The organism is Polaromonas sp. LjRoot131 (genome assembly GCF_964252805.1).
Classification (GTDB): domain Bacteria; phylum Pseudomonadota; class Gammaproteobacteria; order Burkholderiales; family Burkholderiaceae_C; genus Polaromonas.
Map to the genome: position 1 here is coordinate 165,678 of NZ_CAXUPF020000006.1, position 18,956 is coordinate 184,633.

Sequence of the window (18,956 nt, forward strand, 5' to 3'; positions counted from 1 at the left end):
TGACGACGATTGAAGCTCTCGCAGATACTGCGCCGACCGATACGGTTTTCCGACACTGGCAGGATGCACAGCGCCGCAGAGCGATGGCTCTTGCCATGGGATTGATGGCAAGAAGAGGGAGAACGCAAGTGGCTATTCTGAGAAACCGCGCCACGCAGCGCAAAATCTATTTGCGGGCACACCATGTTTTCGGGCGGGGCCGTTCCGCCGACACCCTGCTTGAAAACCTCGACGCCTCGCAGCTGCACGCGTCGATACGCTGGACCGGCAAGGCCTGGGAACTGCACGACCACAGCCGCAACGGCACCCTGCTCGACGACGCGCTGCTCTCCAACACCAAGGGCCTGGCACTGCACGTGGGTGCCACCCTGGCCTTCGGGCGCGAAGGCGGGGCCGCCTGGCTGGTGGAAGACCTCTCCCCTCCCCGCAACCTGCTGTGGCCGCTGGGCCATGACGATCCCTACATCCCCCTGGGCCACTCCAACCTGCTGCCGCAGGGGCTGGCCGCCGAGCTGTCCATCCACCGCAGCGACAAAGGCCAATGGGTGTGCACCACGCCCGAGGGCAGCTGGCTGCTCGAAGACGGCGACGAGGTCCGCTTTGCCGGCAAGGCCTGGTGCTTCCTGCTGGCCGCCGAGGTGGCCTCCACCATGGACTGCATGGCCGGCGGCAAGGCCCTTTTGAGGCGGGCGCAGCCGGCGCTGTTCTTCAAGGTCAGCCAGGACGAAGAACACGCGTGGCTGGAACTGCACGATGCCGGCCTGCACCTCAACCTCGGCGAGCGCTCGCACCATTACGCGCTGCTGATCCTGGCGCGCCTGAGGCTGGCCGATGCGCAGCGCCAGCTCGCGCCCCACGCGCAGGGCTGGGTCGAACTCGACCGCCTGGCCAAGATGCTGGGCCTGGAGCCGGGCCACCTGAACATCCAGATCTTCCGCATGCGCAAGCAGCTCGCGCTCGCCATGCCGCAGGGCGCGCACGTACCCGAGCTCATAGAGCGCCGCCGCGGCTCGCTGCGCTTCGGCAGCCTGCGCTTTCGCATCCTGCGCGGCGCCGCGCTGGAGGCCGACTTCGATCCACTGGCAGGCAGCCAGAGCCTGCCGGAAGAATCGCTCCTGGCCTGACCCCTGCTCCCGACCATGACGCGGGTGCCCACGCACGGCTTTCCCGTGGGCGTGCCGGGTTACCAGTCCCTGGGCTTGCTGGGGCAAGGCGCATCGGGCCAGGTGTTCAAGGCCAGGCAGCGCAGCACCGGCCAGTTCGTCGCCATCAAGATTCCCCATCCGGCTTCGGCCGACGATCCCGCGGCCAACCGGCGCGTGCAGCAGCGCCTGCACCAGGAGACCCGGGTGCTGGCCATGCTGCAGCATGCGCACGTGGTGCGGCTCATCGACAAAGGCATGGCCGCGGGCGGGCTGCTCTTCGCGGTGCTGGAGTTCATCCCCGGGGAAACGCTCAGGGATTTTCTGCAGCGCAACGGCGGCCTGCCCCTGCCCGACACCATGGCCCTGATGGCGCAACTGCTGGACGCCCTGACCTTTCTGCATCAGCACCAGGTCGTGCACCGCGACCTCAAGCCCGAGAACATCATGGTCGCCTCCACCGGGACGGCCCTGCACCTCAAGCTGCTCGACTTCGGGCTGGCCAGCCACCAGGGTGAGCCGCGCTTCGAGGCCGGCGCCGAGGGCACGCCCGCCTACTGCGCGCCCGAGCAGCTGCGCGGCGAAGCCTGCACACCCGCGACCGACATCTATGCCTGGGCCCTGGTGTTTCTCGAATGCCTGAGCGGCAGGCCCTGCGTCCAGGGCGCGGACGTCGGCGAAGTGCTGCAGCGCCAGCTGAGCGAAACCGCCATTGCCCTGCCCGAGGAACTGACCGGCCACCCGCTGGCACCGCTGCTGCGGCAGGCCCTGCAAAAAGACCTCCAGCAACGCGCGACCGATGCGGCCGGCCTCTACCTCGACCTGGTGCAGTGCCTGGCACAACTGCACGGCGCGCGCCAGGCGCCCTCCGCGCCGGCAGCCCCTGCGGCCACCGCCAGGCAGCTGACGCTGGACAGCCTGGACATCCCGGAAGACGCCTCCAGCGCCGAGCATGCCCTGGGCATCCTGTGCGTGGGCCTGCGCCTGTACCCCGCAAGGAATTCCTCGCTGGCCCTGGCCTACCTGCAGGAGATGCGCGAGCAGCAGATGCGCTGGTGCGCCAACGCCGTGCAGGGCGGCCAGGGCCAGAGCGCCGGCGTGCTCGGCGACTGCATGCTGTTTCATTTTGAGCAGGGCCAGAGCAGCGCGCAGAACCTGCAGCAGGCGGCAACCGCCGCCATGGACCTGTGCACGCGCGTGCAGCGCAGAAGCCGCCTGCTGGAAGTCCAGCACGGCGTGCGACTCGAAATCTCGGGCGGCATCCACAGCGTGGTCCCGGCCTCGCGCCACGATGCCACCAGCCGCAACCACGGCGCCAACGTCGCCCTGCACCTGAACAGCGTGGCTGCCCCCGGCGCCATCGTCGCCAGCCAGCACGCCCGCCGCGAACTGGCGGCGAATATGCAGCTGGAGGAATACCTGGGCACGGCCGCCGCGCGGCATGAGGGGGAAGACCGGGTGTTCAGGCTGATGGCTGAGCACCGCGCGTGAACCCGCCTTTGACCTGAGTCGCGGCCTGGGACTCCTGGGCCCCGGAAACCGCCTGTGTGGATGTCCGGCGAGTTGGTACGCCCGGTCACCGACCGACCACTCATCCATTTTCTGCAGCATTTCCAACAATCAATATCCGCCTGCGGACAATTCGCGGCAGGCCGTTGATATATCGCCGGTATGGTTCGTGGTTGCAAAAAAAACGCGGACACCCGGCGGCTGGGTTTCTCATCAAGGCACGGCACTGCGAGGGCTCAAGGTCTTGTTGCTTCGCCTGATCGAGAGTGAAGACGAGCTGCTCCCTGACCGAAATTTCCGCCCCGGCCCATGCCGGGTTTCACCATGAACCGGAAAAATCCTCGCGCGCTCGGGCGGGATATTCCATGTTGAGTCCGTCACGCCTCAATTCAAAAAAAGCTGGACCGGAACGAATTGAGGGAGTGTGCGTGTGCGGAAACGAAGTCTCAGGAAAACAAGCTACGGTTGGTGTGCGTCATTCGGCATCGCGGTGGTGTTGGCCTTGCCTTATGTGGCCATGGCGCAATCCGTCCCTCCGAGGGTATTGCCACCGGCAGAACAGCGGGAACGCAATCGGGACGACAGCGAGGCCCAGAACCGCGCCCAGGAACGCGAGCGCGCCCTGCGTCAGCAGCAGGAAAAAATCCCCGACGAACGCCGGCCCGCAGCGTCACCCCCACCGGCAGCGCGCCTGCCAATTGAGGCGCCCTGCTTTTCCGTCCACCAGGTCGGCCTGCAAGTCATCGCGGGCGACCCCAGCCCGGTCGCCGACTGGGACTGGGCGCTCAAGTCCCTGGACGGCCCGGGGCATGACGACTCGCCACTGCGGCGTTGCCTGGGCACCGACGGCATCAAGCTGCTGACCCAGCGCATGCAGGACGCGGTGGTGGCACGCGGCTTCACAACCACAGCGGTATTGCTGGCGCAGCAAGACCTCAAAGCCAGTCAGGCGCTCACCTTCACCATCATCCCGGGCCGCGTCCATGCCATCCGCTTCGCCGAGCCCGCAAGCCCTCGCGGCAATGCCTGGAATGCCATGCCACTCAAGCCCGGCGACGTCCTGAACCTGCGCGACCTTGAGCAGGCCATCGAAAACTTCAGGCGCGTGCCTAGCGCCCAGGCCGAAATCGTGGTCGAGCCGGTCCAGGGAGCTCCCGGCCGCAGCGACCTCGTCATCCGCTACCAGCAGCCCCGCCCCTTTCGCCTGTCCCTCTCCGCCGACGACAGCGGCACCAAAACCACCGGCAAATACCAAGGCAGCATGACCTTCAGCTATGACAACTGGTGGACGCTCAACGACCTGTTCTATGTCACGGTGAACCACGACCTGGGCGGGGGCGCTGCGGGTGAGCGCGGAACGCGCGGCGGCGTCGTGCATTACAGCGTGCCCTACGGCTACTGGCTGCTGGGCGTCACCGCCAGCCGCAGCAACTACCACCAGAACGTCGTCGGCCCCAGCCAGACCTATACCTATAGCGGTACCAGCGACACCGCGGAAATCAAACTCTCGCGCCTGGTCTACCGCGATGCCTCGCGCAAGACCACGCTCAGCCTCAAGGGCTGGCAGCGCAAGTCGAAGAACTTTATCGACGACTATGAGCTGGAACCGCAGCGCCGCGCGACCGGCGGCTGGGCCTTCGATATCGGCCACAAGGAGTTCATCTTGGAGGCCGTCCTGGAAGGCAACCTGGCCTACAAACGCGGCACCGGCGCTTTTGGCTCGCTGACCGCACCGGAAGAACAATACAACGAAGGCACTTCACGCTTTGCCTTGGTCACCGCCGATGCCAGCCTCACGCTTCCCTTCAGGATCGCGGACCAGAAGCTGAACTACACCGGCACCTGGCACTGGCAGATCAACCGGACGCCAGGGGCAACATCACCTACAAGAGTGACGTAGGTCGCTACTGGTATGACGGCGCGCGGCCCAACCGCATGACCAACATCACGCTGGAGACGGCGCCGGGTGCGCAGATGGCGCTGACCGGCACACGCCAGCTGGTTTATGCCTTTGACGACTACAAGCCGGGCGCCCAGACGGTCAATGGCACGGCCTTGGGTAACGGCAACCTTGAATACACGGTAAGCCTGGACGCGGTGAACGGGCGACACACGTACAGGGGAGAGGTTTACACCAGCTTCAACATGCCGTCCACCATCACCTTCGGCAGCCTGCTCGGCACCACGGCGGGTAGCGCGGCCGGGCCGGTGGACAGGAAGCTGGCATTTGTCTATGGCCCCGAGCACCAGCGCATCAAACAAGTGGTCACGGGCGGACCGAATCCGGGCACGACCTGGTACCTCAATGGCGAAGACAGCCTGGGCCTGAGCTACGAGAAGGAACAGCTCGCCAGCGGCATTACCGAGAACAAACATTACGTCAGTGCCGGCGGGGTGGCATTTGCCTTGTTTGTGAACCGCACGGGAGCACTCGGTTCAACACCGGCTACCAGCACCCGTTACTTCCACAACGATCACCTGGGCAGCGTGGTCGCGATCAGTGATGAAACGGGCTCAGTCGTCGAGCGCATGGCCTTTGACCCCTGGGGCAAGCGGCGATTTGTGAACGGCAGGCCGGACGTACTGGATTCCATTGTGGGATTCAACACCGACCGCGGCTACACGATGCATGAGCACCTCGATGAGATGGGGGTGATTCACATGAATGGACGCATCTATGACCCGCTGGTTGGCAGGTTCATGAGTTCGGACCCCTTCATCGACAACGCCAGCGATTTGCAGAACTACAACCGTTATGCCTATGTTCGCAACAATCCTTTGCGCCTGGTTGATCCCAGCGGGTATGGCTGGTTGAGCAGCACTTTTGGGGGAATGTTCAAGGCATTCACCTCCTTCTCAATCTTCACTTCCACCCGGAACCTGTTCAATCTCGTGGCCGCGCAACCGGGGCAAAAGCAGGTCGACCAGTATGTGATGAACAACCCGGTGCTCTATGCCGCTGGGCAGGTTGCGGCGACTGCCTTCACGGCCATCTGCGGCGGTTGCGGCGGAGCGATCTGGTCTTCGTACTACGCCTATCAAAGTACCGGGTCTGTGGCTGCGGCTTACAGAGCAGGGGCTACTACCTACGCCACGACCTATGCCATGGCACAAGCATTTAACTGGGCTGGGGACGTCGGTGAGGTTTACGGTAAATATGGCATCGAGCATTTTGGAGCGCATGCCGCAGTGGGCTGTGTATCCAGTGTTGCCAGCGGCGGCAGCTGCGGCTCGGGTGCACTATCCGGCGTATCCGGTTTGGCCGGTACAGCTTACGGTTTGATGGGGTCCACGATCGCTGGTGGAGTGGGTTCCATGATTGCCGGTGGGAAGTTTGAGAGCGGAGCGGTTACTGCGGCATTTGGGTATTTATTTAACAATTGCCTCCACAATGACTGCTGGGGTCGGCCTGATACATTGCAAGATCACTTTGACAGACATGGACGAGATTTCGGTGTGAAGAGTTCAGGTGACTACGCAAGGCTTGCGCAGGATTTTCGCACTTCGGCCTTGAGCACGCAGGGCACAGAGTTCCGCATTGATACCGATGGAACGCTTAGAATTTATGACCGGGTATCTGCTCGATCATTCGTTCGACTGCACTGTTTTGCACTGAGGTGAGGCTTTCTGCATTAAGACTCGATGCCGTAAAGGAAGAGTTTGAAAAGAGACTTCGACTAACGATAAGTACGCCCGGCCTTGGGTGGAGCAGTGAGGACGTAGCGTTGGCAGAATGTTTATTGCTGAATAGCCAAAATTGATTGGGCAAATACTAATCCCGAAGCTCTAGGTGAAAAACGAAAAAGCCAAACCATGAAAGCAATGATTTCGCTCGTTCTTGATCGAGCGTTTGGTGATCAAATCATCGAACTTGCCAGGCAGATGCCGATATGGGTTGTATCGAGCCCGGTAAATGACTTGGCCGTTCGATCTGCGCGACCGGGTTTGGTTGACGGACGGATTACCACTCTGTCGACCCGCTTTCAAGAGAGTTCGGCAGATCTCTTGATACGTGCGTTGTACGCGGTTGACGAGCACTGCGGCGAAGAGAGCCGAGCAACAGGGTATGAGTTGTTGCAAGTCATCGGCACAAACGAAAGACCGTCGAACAAAATTATTCGTGAACTGGGGTTTAACTCGGTTATCGATTCACCTGATGGATTTATTGTTGCGAAGTAGGGAAGTGTCTGTTGCTAGCCGCTATGGATTCTGGGCAGTCTCTTTGTCTTTCTCAACGCACCACCATCCCCCGCCCCACAACAACCTCCCCCATCACCGCCGCCTCCCCAAACCCCTGATCCCGAAAAATCTTCAGCACCTCCGCCGCACTCTCCGCACTGCAAGACACCAGCAGTCCCCCCGAGGTTTGCGGATCGCTCAACAAGGCCTTGTCCACTTCGGCAAAGCCGGCCGGCAACATCACTTCATGGCCGTAGCTGGCCCAGTTGCGTCCCGAAGCACCGGTCACGCAACCTTGCGTTGCGAGTTCGCGCGCGCCGGTAATCAGCGGGACGCGCTGCCAGTCGATCTTGACCTGCAGGCCCGCACCGCGCGCCAGTTCCAGGCCGTGGCCGGCCAGGCCGAAGCCGGTGATGTCGGTCAGCGCGTGCACGCCTTCCATGCGTGCGAGTTCTATCCCGGGTTTGTTGAGCTGTGTGGTGAGTGCGACCATGCGGGCATAACCCTCGGCGTCCAGCACCTCTTTCTTGAGTGCGGCTGAAAGAATGCCCACGCCCAGCGGTTTGCCGAGCACCAGCACGTCGCCGGCGCGCGCGCCGGAATTTTTCTTGACGCGCGAGGGGTGCACCAGGCCCATCACCACCAGGCCGTAAATCGGTTCGACGGAGTCAATCGTGTGGCCGCCGGCGATCGGGATGCCGGCATCGCGGCAGACGTCCTGGCCGCCGCGCAGGATGGCGCCTATGGTTTCCAGCGGCAGCACGTTGACGGGCATGCCGACCAGGCCCAGCGCCATGATGGGTGTGCCGCCCATGGCGTAGACGTCGCTGATCGCATTGGTCGCGGCGATGCGGCCGAAGTCGTAGGGGTCGTCCACGATGGGCATGAAGAAGTCGGTGGTGGCGATCAGCGCCTGCTCGTCGTTGAGCTGGTACACGGCCGCGTCGTCCGCGGTTTCAATGCCCACCAGCAGTTGCGGCGGAAGGTTGATGCCGGGCAGGTTGCCCGAGTTTTTCAATATCTCGCTGAGCACGCCGGGCGCGATCTTGCAGCCGCAACCGCCGCCGTGCGACAGGCTGGTGAGCCGGGGCGTCGCGGCGGGTGGCTTGGGGGTGTCTGGCTTGGCCATGGGCAAATTTCCAATCGGGTAGGGAGCAAGGGCGGGGCGCATCGCGTCCGGATGGGCAGCGCAAGTGCGTCAAGTTTATGACAAGGCGGCCCTTGGGCTCGCAGCGCATTCAGGGCCGCCGCGCAAGGGTAATTTTCACGTGCGCTCCCTGTGCGCTTTTGTAATCGCCTGTAATCGCTTTGGCCATGGGCCTTCCCTAGAGTAGCGGCACTGAAGCACAAAGGCCCACCGGCCCGAGCAGAGCAGCCACCACAGGGAATCACCATGGATATCAAACTGCGATTCGTCAACAAGTCCAGCGACGGCAACAAGTCCGAGGTGGTGGTCTACCAGAAGAACGTGTTGACCACCATGGCCTCGCTGGCGGTGGCCTGGAAAGTGATCCGCTATTGCGGGCGCGACTGCACGCATCCCTTTGTCTACCCCGACGGTTACGAGGTGTCCATCACCGACGAGTACGGCAACTTCACGCCGCGCCTGCCGGCCAAGAACGGCCAGATGCTGAGCCTGGTCTCCACCCCCATCGGTGGCCGGCGCCTGCTGTACACGGGGCCGGCCAGCGCCTCGACCGAACTCGATGTGCTCAACGCCATGAACCAGGGCTCGGTCGACATCTGCATCTTCCGCGACGGGCGCATGGTGGGCGCGAAGACCTCGGTGGTGCCCGGGCAGAAGGCGGTCTTCCAGTACCAGCCGGCGCTGTGGATAGGCGTGGCCTCCGAGGTCGTGCAGGGCCAGCCGATCAGCTCGGCCGTGATGTCGGACATCAACACCGAGATCTCGCTGCTCGGTATCGCCAGCGCCGACATCGTGATGACCGGCGGCGGGCCGGGCGAGGGCTCGACCGCCTACCAATTCAATCTCGAGAACATCGTCCAGGCCTGAGGGCGTCCGCCAGGCCTGGACACGCAGGGTTCGCCGCCGGGGCAGCAGGGCAACGATGGCAAACGGGCAACGCATGGTGCGCTGCCATCTTTTTTATCAACAGGAGAAAACCATGGATATTGCACTGAACTTCATCAACAACTCGAACGACGCGAACAACTCGGAGATCGTGATTTTCCAGAAGAACGTCGCGACCAACTTCGACGAGCTCGCGGTGGCCTGGCAGGTCATCCGCTACTGCGGCCAGGGTGACAACCATCCCTTCACCTTCCCCATGACCATGCAGGTCGGCGCCAGCGACAGCTACGGCAACTACACGCCGCAGCTCGACGCGCAGAACGGCCAGCTGTTCCAGATGGCGCTGACGACCTCGGGCGACCGCCTGGTGGCCGCGGGCGCCGGCACCAGCTCCAAGGAAGTGCAGGTGCTCAACAGCCTGGCCAAGGGCGCCATCAACGCCAGCATCTACAAGTCCGGCAGGCTGCTGGCGATCAAGACCTCGATCGCCCCGCAGCAAAAAGCGGTGTTCGAGTTCAAGCCGACCATCTGGATCGGCGTGGCCTCGCAGATCGTGCAGGGCCAGGTCATGGACTCGGCGATCATCTCCAACATCAACACCGAGATCTCCCTGCTGGGCATTGCCAGCGCCGACATCGTCATGACCGGCGGCGGCCCTGGCGCCAATTCGACGCCTTTCGCCTTCAACCTCGAAAACATCGTGATGTGCTAAGCCGCTTCGCCGGCGCGCGGCCCCCGGGCCGTGCGCCGGTGATGCGCGCAGAATGCCGCCTACCCAGGAGCTCCCGCGTGAATGAAATGGTCAAAAGAAGCTGGTCGGCCATGGACGGCTGCCTGGTCTTCGACTTCACCATCAACCGGGAGCCGGCCGACGATATTCCGTCCATCGCCAGCGTGTCCTGCAAGTCCGGCCCGGCCGACAGCCAGCAGGTCACCATCACGCGCCTGTGGCCCAGCAAGCCTTTTGAATTCAAATTCCGCTCGGGCTGCTACGTCACCGGCTACCTGCAGCAGAAAACGCCGGTGCACATCAACGGCATCACCAACACCGCCATCTTTGCCGACATCCACTACGGCATGAGAGGGCAGAGCGACGACCACCACTTCGAAGGCATCATGGTGGCCTGCCCCGCACGCGGGCCCCTGCCGCCGCCGCCCTGGCCACCGGGGCCGCTGCCCATCGATCCGGATCCTTCCGTGGACCCGGTCGAACCGATTCCCATCGTCACCAGCCATCCCGACGAGCTGTTTCCTTATGTCTACGTGCGGCGCTGGCCCAAGGTGAGCGCCGCCGACCTGCTCTACGGCTTCGTCAACTACGTGAGTTCCAGCCCGCCTTCCAGCGGCTTCTTCGGCGACCTGGTGAACGCGCGCAACCAGGCGCAGGGCGCGCGCCAGGCCGCGCAGCAACTGGCCGTGGATTTCATCGACGGCAAGGTTTATGCGGGAGACTTCGTCAGCAGCATGGACAGCCTGGCCTGCCCCGTGAGCGAGTTCCCGCAGCTCTTCATGCGCCTGCCCAAACCCGAGGGCCCGCCGGCGGCCTGGCTGGCCAAGGCCTGCGAGCAGCTCACGCGGGTGCTGTCGCGCTATGCGCTGGACTGGACTTATTTTGACTCCACCGGCTATGCCAAAGCGCTGGACCAGGTCTGGCAGAGCTACTTCGCCCTGGTGGTCACGCTGGGCTACGACAGCGCGCTGCGCGATGAATTCACCCGCGCGCTGCTGATGGCGCACCTGATAGAGGTGGCGCTGCAGCCTTTCGAGAGCTTCGCGCAGGCCAATGCGGCCGTTACCGCAGCCGATGCCGCCAATGCCGCCCATGCGCCCACCGCGGCAGCCGGCGAAACGCCTGTCGCCGCGCCACCCGTCCTCGCGCCGCTGCTGGATCGCTTGACGACGCAGCAGATCAAGGCGCTGCTGCAGGCCACGCCCGTGCTCAGCGCGCAGGTGTTCCCGCTGCCGGCGGCGCAAGACCAGGATCCCGCGGCTTCCCCGCCGCCGGGGCTGCCGGGCTGGATAGAGCCGTATGCCATCGGCGACCTGCAGATGGTGCGCCAACGCCTGCTGCGCTACCAGTGCGGCGAGATCGCGCGCATCGAGAACGTGATGCGCGGCGAACGCCGCGAAGTGACCCACAGGCGCACCCACCGCCAGCTCGACGAACTGCACCAGAGCAGCGGCGAGAAGCAACTCTTGCAGAACGATGCCGCGGACGAACGCAGCAACCTGCAGGAAGAGTCGCGCAAGACCGTGGCCGAGGCCACCGAAACCAACCAGTACAACAAGTTCACCAGCAGCTACGGCCCGCCCACGCAGGCCACGCTGGACGGCTCCTGGAGCAAGACCGTGCAGCCCGGCGCCACGCCGGGCCTGGACGACACCACACGTTTCGCGCGCGACATCCTCAACAAGACCGTCAACCGCATCAGCCGCAGCGTGAGCCTCACGCGCTCCAGCAGCACCATGAGCCAGACCGAGGACTCGGTGGTCAGCCTGGTCGACAACACCGGGGGCACGCGCAGCCTGCGCGGCGTCTACCGCTGGCTCAACAAGGTCTACGAGGCCTGCGTCGTCAACTACGGCCAGCGGCTCATGATGGAGTTCATGGTGTGCAGGCCCGCCGCCGCCTTCATTGCGGGCGAGCAGGCCTCGGCCGGGCAGGACTTCGTCAAGCCGGTGTCGCCGCTGCAGCTGCATCTGCACATCGCCACCTTCAAAGACATCCAGCCCGGCAACTACGCCGCCCTGGGCGCCTACTACGGCGTGCTGGACCTGGAGCCGCCGCCGCTGGCGCAGCGTTTCGCCTCGGCCACCCTGCGCGACGGGGAAGAAAAGCAGGTCGCCATTCCCGCCGGCTATTGCGCCACCAAGGCCTTTGTGGCTTACGTCAGCGCACCCACGGGGCTGCCGGCACCCGTGGTGCTGGTGGGGCGGCAGACCTTCACCCCGCCCGGCAGCCCGGACGGCCTGGCGCTGTTCGGCGAGGACGACAGCGTGCCGGTGTCGGTGCTCGACTACCCGCCCAGCCTGTCGCCGCCCGTCGATCCGCAGGTGCAGGTCAACGTCGAGATCCAGTGCGCGCCTTCCGAGCGCTGCATGGACGAGTGGCGCATCCGCATTTACGCCGCCGTCATGCGCGCCTACCAGGAGCGGCTGGCCGCCTACTACGCACGCGCCGACGGCGGCCCGCAGGGGCGCATCGCCCCGCGCTCGCCGCTGGCGAACCGGCAGATCGAGCAGCGCGAACTGCGCAACGCCTGCCTGCGCCTGCTGCTGGAGCGCATGCTCACGCTGACCGGCATGGACGCCCGCGGCGGCGCGCTGTCGCCGCCCTCGGAGTTCGCCGTCTACGAGCCGCGCTACCTGCAGTTCTTCGACGAGGTGCTCGAGTGGAACGAGATGGTCTACAGCTTTTACGCCAGCCCCGGCCTGGGCCCGGGCGGCGCGCAGTTCGAGCTCGGCAGCCTGGCCGGCGACGACGACGCGCTGTTCTCCAGCTTCCTGCAGGCCGACCAGGCGCGTGTGCTGCTGCCGGTGCGACCCGCGCAGGTGATGGCGTTTTTGTATTTCTACTCGTCCGGCATGCTGTGGGCCTCCGGCGACCGGCTGGCACCCGCCAATCCCGCCGACGTCCCGCTGGTCAACGACCTCAAGCAGTCCGGGCCGGAACGCCCACCGCTGCGGCCCATAGGCCCGTGCTGGGAGGTGGTGGTGCCCACGGCCATGCAGGTGCTCGACGAGTCCGGCGCCGGCGCGGAGGGACTGCCCGGCATCGACCTGGGGAGTGCAGCACCATGATGGCGCCGGGCATGAACAACCCTTTCTTCGTGCGCCCCGGCTTCGGCGATCTGCCGGTCGGCTCCGTCACGGCCTTTGCCGGCACCCTGGGCGCGCCCGACAGCGCCGGCGCCGCCACCACCGTGACCCCGCAGGACTACGTCACCGACCCGCTGGAGGCCTGGGGCTGGATGTTTTGCGACGGCCGCTCGCTGCCTACCTATGACTACCCCGAGCTGTTCGCGGTGCTTGGTTATGTCTACGGCGGCAGCGGCAACCAGTTCCTGATTCCCGACTACCGCGGCTTCTTCCTGCGCGGCAACGGCACCGGCACGAAGAACGACCCCGACATCGGTACACGCAGCGTGCCGCCCGGCGGCCAGGGGCAGGGCAGCGGTGTGGGTTCGACGCAGTCCTTCGCGCTGCAAACCCATGCGCACGATTACGACAGCGCACCCGCACCGGCAACCCCCTCGTCCAGTGGCACGGCGGCCGGTGCCTCCACCAGCACCTCTACGCCGACCACCGGGCCGGTGACCGAGCAGGGCCAGTCTGCAGTGCAGGTGAGCCTGTACGAAACGCGTCCCATCAACGTCTACGTCAACCACATCATCAAGTTCACCTACGGTCTGGCGCCGTTCATCCGATGACCTCGAGTATTTTTAACAGGAGAAACAGCATGGCTTACAACAATGTCCGATTCATAGGTTACGTGATCGATACCGCGCCCGAGTCGAATCCCGATGGTTCGAAAATCTACCTCGGGCTGAACAACCCGGCGCTGGATATCGAGGCGCGCTGCGAGCTGATGCTGCGCGCCATGCAGGTCGCCAAGGATGCGCTGCCGCCGCAGTCGCCGCCGGTGCCCGACGGAGACACCCTCAACGTCTTCATGGCGCCCGAGTTTTTTTTCCGCGGCGTGAACGGCGCCTACGGAATGGACGACGTGCAGCTGGTCATCGCGACGCTGCAGGGCATGGCCGCGAAACCCGGCTGGACCGACTGGCTGTTCACCTTCGGCACCATCCTGGGCGTGTCCTCGCCCACCTTCAAGACGGCCCCCTACGACATCGACCCGCTGGCCAACAAGGAGGTCTACAACTTCGCGCTGGTGCAACAGGGCGGCGTGGCGTCGCAGGGCGACACGGGCGCGGTCGTGGTGATGAAGGAACTCATGTCGGGCGTGGACTTCATCGCCACCGCGGCCAATCCCGGCGGCCTGCTGCTGGGCGAGGTCAACCACCTGGCGCCGTCCACCACGGGCGGGCCGGGGCGCGAGCAGCAGGTGCTCAACTACGACGGCTCGGGCGTGTTCTCGCTGGCCGGCATCACCTGGGGCCTGGAGGTCTGCCTGGACCACCTCGGCACGGTGCGCCGCCTGCAGAAGTCGCCGCAGCTGCCGGGCCAGGACCTGATCCAGCTGCAGCTGGTGCCTTCCTGCGGCATGGGCGTGCAGGCCCCCAGCGTGGTCACGCAGTTCGGCGGTTATGTGTTCAACTGCGACGGCTCCGGCGCCGCGCGCCACTCCACCCTGGCCGAGCAGGTGCCGCCCCTGAGGAATGTGGTGATGTCCTCCAGCACGCCGGTCAGCAACGACCCGATTGCGCTGCAGGGAACCTCGCCGGTGCTGGAAGTGCCCGTCGACCACCTTTACGCCAGCGGCGCCGGCGTGGTCAACATCTACCCCGCGCGCGCCATTCCGGCGCAGCAGACCGTGCCGGGCAGCACCGTGCGGCTCTTCTGGCAGGCCAGCACCGACTACCAGTTCGTTTTCCTGCTGGTCTACGACGACAACGGCAAGTACGTGACCATGGTCTGCGAACCGCGCAGCAAGAAGACCAACTTCTACGGCAACAACTACTTCCTGCCGCTGTCGCTGTCGCTGCAGACGCAGGATGCGCTCAAGCAGAATGTGAGCATCCAGATGGAACTGAGGCCCGGCAGCAGTCCCTACAACGGCGCCGTCTGGTGCAAGATCAACGTGCCGGGCTTTGTCTTCCAGGGCAATGCCTTCGAGTTCAGCGCCACAACCTCCGGCCCCGAGCCGATGAAGAGCTGGTGAGCGGCGCGCGGAACCGCCCATGCAAACCAGCAGCTTCCCGGCCATGGCGCACGCGGACCACGCGCGGCACGCGCTCAGCGTGTCCGTCCACCAGCGCGTCTTACGGGTGCTGTCCGGCGATGCGCGCGCGAGCCTCTTCGCCCTGCCCGCCAGCTGCGAGGAGTGGTAGATGCCGGCCCCGCAAGAGCGCCAGATCCTGGTCGGCGTGCATGTGGCCGCGCATGCCGACGCCCTGGCCGCCACCCTGGCCAGCCTGTTCGAGAACACGCCCCTGCCTTTCGGCCTGCGGCTGCTGCCAGACCCCGCCGACGAAGCCGAGGCCGTCGCGCTGCAGGCGCTGCTCGACACCTTCCCGGGCATGGAGCAGCTGCCCGGGCCCGTGCATGAAGGTGCGGCCGCCTGCTTCAACCGGCTGGTCGGCGTGCCGGCCGACGTCTATGTCTTCCTCGAAAACGGCGCACGCGTCACGCCCGGCTGGCTGGAGTTGCTGCTGGCCGCGCTCGATGCCGACGCCAGCCACGGCCTGGCCGGCCCCTCGACCAACCGCTGCTGGAACGAACAGGCCGTGGCGCCGGCCTGCGCTGCCACGCAAGATGCCCTGTGGAATCAGGCCGATGCGCTGGCGGCGAAGTTCGGCACCGCCTGCGTGACGCTGGAGCCGCTGCACAGCCTCTCGGACTTTTGTTATGTGGTGAAGAACGAGGTGGTGGCTGCCATAGGCGGCGCCGACACCGCCTATGCCCAGGGCCCATGCTGGGAGATGGACTACAACATACGCGCCGCGCGCGCCGGCTTTCGCGGGGTCTGGGCCCAGGGCGCTTTTGTGCACCGCGCGCCGCCTTGCCCGCGGCAGTCGCGGCTGCAGGAGACGCTGCTCGACACCAGCAAGCAGCTCTACCAGGACCGCTTCTGCGCCTGGCGCGGCGAGGCGCACCAGCAGCCCCCGCCTTACCACGCGCATTGCGCCGGCGAACAGTGCCGTTACTTCGCCATGCCCGAGCGCATGCGCATCTTTGTGCCGCCGGCCACCGGCCTGGCCCCGCTCCCGCCAACCCCGCCCGTGCCGGCGCCGGCCATCGCCTCACCGCTGTTGAGCTGCATCATGCCCACGCGCGGCCGGCCCGGTTTCGTCGCGCAGTCCATACGCTACTTCCAGCGCCAGGATTACCCGGCGCTGGAACTCATCATTGTTTACGAGGAAGACGGAGACCTGCCCGCCGACATCAGCGACCCGCGCATACGCTGCATCCGCATGCCGCCAGGGACCAGCATAGGCGCCAAACGCAACGAGGCCGTGCGCCTGGCCCTGGGCGAGCTCGTCGCGCACTGGGATGACGACGACTGGTACAGCGAGCAGCGCCTGAGCCGGCAGGCCGCGCCCATCCTGCACAACATCGCCGACGTCACCGGCATCCATGACATGCTCTTCATGGCGCGGCCGCAGGCCGAATTCTGGGCCGCCAGCCGCGCGCTGTTCCGCCGCATGTTCGTCGAGAACGTCAGCGGCGGCACCCTGGTGTACCGGCGCAGCCTGTGGGAGGCCGGCTGCCGCTACCCCGCCACCTCGCTGCGCGAGGACGCCGACTTCCTGCTTAAAATCCTGGGCAGCGGCGCGCGCCTGAGCCGCGTGCCCGGGCGCGAGCTCTACATCTACGTGCGCCACGACGGCAACACCTGGAAATTCAAGGAAGGCCAGTTCCTGCAGCAAAACGCCTGGACGCGCATGCCCCAGCCCGAATGCCTGCAGCACGACCGCGATTTCTACTTCCCCAACCCGGCACTTGCCGCGCCGCCGCCCGCCGCGCCCGCGCGGCCCATGGTCTCCTGCATCATGCCCACCGCCGACCGGCGCGAATTCGTGCCCCAGGCCATTCGCAACTTCCTGGCCCAGGACTACAGTCCGCGCGAACTCATCGTGCTCGACGACGGCCGCGACAGCGTGGCCGACCTGATCCCCCAGCACGAAGCCATCCACTACATGCGGCTGGACCGCAAGCTGACCCTGGGCGCCAAACGCAACATCGCCTGTGAGCTGGCCCGCGGCGAGCTGATCGCGCACTGGGACGACGACGACTGGATGGCACCCCGCTGGCTCAGTTCCCAGGTCAAGGCCTTGCTGGAGCAGGGCGCCGACATCTGCGGCCTGGACAAAGTATTTTTCTACGCCCCCGAGGGCCGGCGCGCCTGGCAATACGTCTACGACGGCCGCTCGCCCTGGGTCTGCGGCGGCACCCTGTGCTACCGCAGGGAATTCTGGCGCGGCGCGCCCTTCGCCGACATCAACGTCGGCGAAGACAACGCCTTCGTCTGGGCCCCACAGCAAAAACGCATCGCGATCAACCCCGACCAGCACCTCTACGTCGCGCGCGTGCACGCCCGCAACACCAGTCCCAAGGAGACTTTGAACCGGCGCTGGCGCAGTTATCCGGTGGAGCAGGTGGAGAGGTTGATGTTGTGAGGGTGGGCGGTTGCGGGTCACTCCGTGGCGGTTCAGGATCAATTCCTACACAGAGAGACTGACCACCTGGCAGGCCATCGAGTCAACAAGTCGCGAGAACAGCGGTCCATTTTGAGGTAGATCCAACCGTATGCGGACGCGCTTTAATTCCGAGACCGTCACAAATCATTATGTCGTTTGAGTCGACTGTTTTATTTTTTCTCAGTGTCGAACGCTATGTCAGGGCGGACATCTTTTATGACTTCAGGCAACAACGTTCCCTGAAGTGAGCAGGACAACCTGACGGTGTTTACCCTGCTTTCATGGGGCTCGATGAGAAAGACTCGCTCTATCTTCCCTGCCCCGACTGCGGCGCTTGCCGTGTTTGCTTTTTGCCAGGGGCCGCGACCCACCTTGAGTTCCGTTCTGACGAACGCTGGCCCGTCACGCCTGAGTCTCCCGTTGTCGAACACCAAGGCTCGGATTTTCTTTTCTACACTGGAAACATCGCCTTTAACCGTAAATCCCCAGAAGTAGTAGCTGCCGATGGAATCAAGTTCCAAAATTTCGTCGAAGTAGGAGAGAAGCTCCATTCCTGCCACAGCAACCGGGCTTTGCAAGAGCACCTCATTCTTTCCTCCGTCTTTGCGGTCTGGTACTTTGATCCAAGCCGCGCCATCGCCGATCTCTACGGGAGCGACCTTGCGCCATGTGATGTCATCGCTTTTTAGTTCAGCAAACAAGCCCGAGTCGCAGGCGGAAAATTTGGTGATGAAGTCATCGGATGCGCTCATCGCGTGACTTGAGATGGCATGAGTGGCCAAACATGCAGAAAAGATAAATGCCGAGAAGGAAGTTTTCATAGTAAGTAAAGGGTAGTCTGTAATCCGTAGGTGTGACAATAAGTTTTTCAAGCGTTTCAGGAGATAAATTCAAACGACCCTCGATCAGCTGAAGCGGCCGTTAATAACGCTTTGCGAGCTTTATTTGGCATTGGTCAGTTCTTTGAAATCGCTTGTAATCAGCGGAAGCACGCTACTTCCATCAGATTCTTTTGCCGTCCATGTCCCTCTGCCACTTCCACCAGTTACGGATAAGTGAACGACTTGCCCCTTAGCAATAGAGATCGTTCTGGTGACGTCGGAGGTCGACCAAGATCTTGAGCCATTTCCCCTGTCATCGTGAAAGCCCATTGATAAGACGTGCGTCCCAGGAAGTAGATGCAACTGATAGCGCCCACCCGAATACATTCCTGATGTTTTGAACACTTTGTAGCTCGAGATGGGCTGGCCATTAACCAAACTGATTTTGATCAGTCCATCCGTTGTGACGATGCCAACGTCTTCGATAGGCTTTGGCTCACCGGTATATCCGATGTAGGCGTACTTTGAGTACAACACCCCTAGTGTCGGCGGAGCGTCGGTGTAGTTGTAGCTGGCACAACCAAATAGCATGGTTTGGGCAAGTAGTAGTGCTGCGATTGCTTTTCTTTTCATGGTTTCAATAAGTTGTGGTTAAGTGAGCGTGCTCGACGTTTGATGTGGGCGACGGCCGGAAGGAAATGACATTTGTTGCTGGGTTATCTGCCTTTGACCTTATTCGCTCATAACTTGATTGAGTCAGATAGCTTTTATGAAAGCGACCTGGACGTGGGATGAAGTAGTTAATGGCCATTCTTATGGAGGGCTAGAAAGTCGCGCATTTGAGCGAAAGGGCCTCGCGAGTTTGCCGCCTGACATGCACAATCCTTCGCTTGAATGTCCGCATGCGGACAAAAAATGACTGAAAAATTTATGTAGTCGTTATTGATCAGGG

15 protein-coding genes are annotated in these 18,956 nt (G+C 63.8%); 12 read left to right on the forward strand and 3 right to left on the reverse strand.

Translation table 11 applies throughout. The features are described 5' to 3' along the window. Window positions 1-128 precede the first annotated feature (128 nt). The 5 genes from ACSQ27_RS22815 (at window position 129) to ACSQ27_RS22835 (ending at window position 6,830) form a co-directional block, all read left to right on the forward strand. Window positions 129-1,124 carry an FHA domain-containing protein gene (locus ACSQ27_RS22815; RefSeq protein ID WP_436157777.1) on the forward strand — a complete coding sequence of 332 codons (996 nt, stop codon included), beginning with the start codon at window positions 129-131 and terminating at the stop codon, window positions 1,122-1,124. 15 nt (window positions 1,125-1,139) lie between these two features. After that, complete coding sequence (locus ACSQ27_RS22820) at window positions 1,140-2,633, forward strand: protein kinase domain-containing protein (RefSeq protein WP_436157778.1); 1,494 nt, start codon at window positions 1,140-1,142, stop codon at window positions 2,631-2,633. A 448-nt stretch (window positions 2,634-3,081) separates the two neighbouring features. Continuing rightward, window positions 3,082-4,551: a ShlB/FhaC/HecB family hemolysin secretion/activation protein gene (locus ACSQ27_RS22825; protein WP_436157779.1), complete on the forward strand. Its 1,470-nt coding sequence runs from the start codon at window positions 3,082-3,084 to the stop codon at window positions 4,549-4,551. Between the two features lie 35 nt (window positions 4,552-4,586). Further along, window positions 4,587-6,272: an RHS repeat-associated core domain-containing protein gene (locus ACSQ27_RS22830; RefSeq protein ID WP_436157780.1), complete on the forward strand. Its 1,686-nt coding sequence runs from the start codon at window positions 4,587-4,589 to the stop codon at window positions 6,270-6,272. Between the two features lie 192 nt (window positions 6,273-6,464). Then, window positions 6,465-6,830: a hypothetical protein gene (locus ACSQ27_RS22835; protein ID WP_436157781.1), complete on the forward strand. Its 366-nt coding sequence runs from the start codon at window positions 6,465-6,467 to the stop codon at window positions 6,828-6,830. A gap of 52 nt (window positions 6,831-6,882) precedes the next feature. Here ACSQ27_RS22835 and selD read toward each other — a convergent pair whose 3' ends face one another. Then, on the reverse strand, window positions 6,883-7,959 hold the full coding sequence (selD, locus tag ACSQ27_RS22840) for a selenide, water dikinase SelD (protein ID WP_436157782.1): 1,077 nt from the start codon (window positions 7,957-7,959) through the stop codon (window positions 6,883-6,885). Between the two features lie 264 nt (window positions 7,960-8,223). Here selD and ACSQ27_RS22845 point away from each other — a divergent pair, with 264 nt between their 5' ends. The 7 genes from ACSQ27_RS22845 to ACSQ27_RS22875 all read left to right on the forward strand — a co-directional run bounded on the left by ACSQ27_RS22845 (window position 8,224) and on the right by ACSQ27_RS22875 (window position 17,162). After that, the gene (locus tag ACSQ27_RS22845; protein ID WP_436157783.1) at window positions 8,224-8,844 is read left to right on the forward strand and encodes a hypothetical protein; all 621 of its coding nucleotides are present in this window, start codon (window positions 8,224-8,226) and stop codon (window positions 8,842-8,844) included. Window positions 8,845-8,956: 112 nt separating this feature from the next. Next, a complete protein-coding gene (locus tag ACSQ27_RS22850) occupies window positions 8,957-9,574 on the forward strand; it encodes a hypothetical protein (protein ID WP_436157784.1) in 618 nt (205 codons plus the stop codon). Between the two features lie 86 nt (window positions 9,575-9,660). Continuing rightward, window positions 9,661-12,663 (forward strand): hypothetical protein, encoded by a 3,003-nt coding sequence (locus ACSQ27_RS22855; protein WP_436157799.1) that lies wholly within the window; start codon window positions 9,661-9,663, stop codon window positions 12,661-12,663. A gap of 11 nt (window positions 12,664-12,674) precedes the next feature. Next, window positions 12,675-13,292: a phage tail protein gene (locus ACSQ27_RS22860; RefSeq protein WP_436157785.1), complete on the forward strand. Its 618-nt coding sequence runs from the start codon at window positions 12,675-12,677 to the stop codon at window positions 13,290-13,292. 29 nt (window positions 13,293-13,321) lie between these two features. Then, entirely contained in the window at window positions 13,322-14,704 is a 1,383-nt protein-coding gene (locus ACSQ27_RS22865; protein WP_436157786.1) for a hypothetical protein, read from the forward strand. Window positions 14,705-14,723: 19 nt separating this feature from the next. After that, window positions 14,724-14,873, forward strand: coding sequence for a hypothetical protein (locus tag ACSQ27_RS22870; protein WP_436157787.1), 150 nt, complete (start codon window positions 14,724-14,726; stop codon window positions 14,871-14,873). Further along, window positions 14,874-17,162: a glycosyltransferase family 2 protein gene (locus ACSQ27_RS22875; RefSeq protein ID WP_436157788.1), complete on the forward strand. Its 2,289-nt coding sequence runs from the start codon at window positions 14,874-14,876 to the stop codon at window positions 17,160-17,162. 191 nt (window positions 17,163-17,353) lie between these two features. On the opposite strand, the gene ACSQ27_RS22880 is transcribed toward ACSQ27_RS22875, so the two are convergent. After that, window positions 17,354-17,935, reverse strand: coding sequence for a hypothetical protein (locus ACSQ27_RS22880; protein WP_436157789.1), 582 nt, complete (start codon window positions 17,933-17,935; stop codon window positions 17,354-17,356). Between the two features lie 189 nt (window positions 17,936-18,124). Then, window positions 18,125-18,637 carry a hypothetical protein gene (locus ACSQ27_RS22885; protein WP_436157790.1) on the reverse strand — a complete coding sequence of 171 codons (513 nt, stop codon included), beginning with the start codon at window positions 18,635-18,637 and terminating at the stop codon, window positions 18,125-18,127. Window positions 18,638-18,956 lie beyond the last annotated feature (319 nt).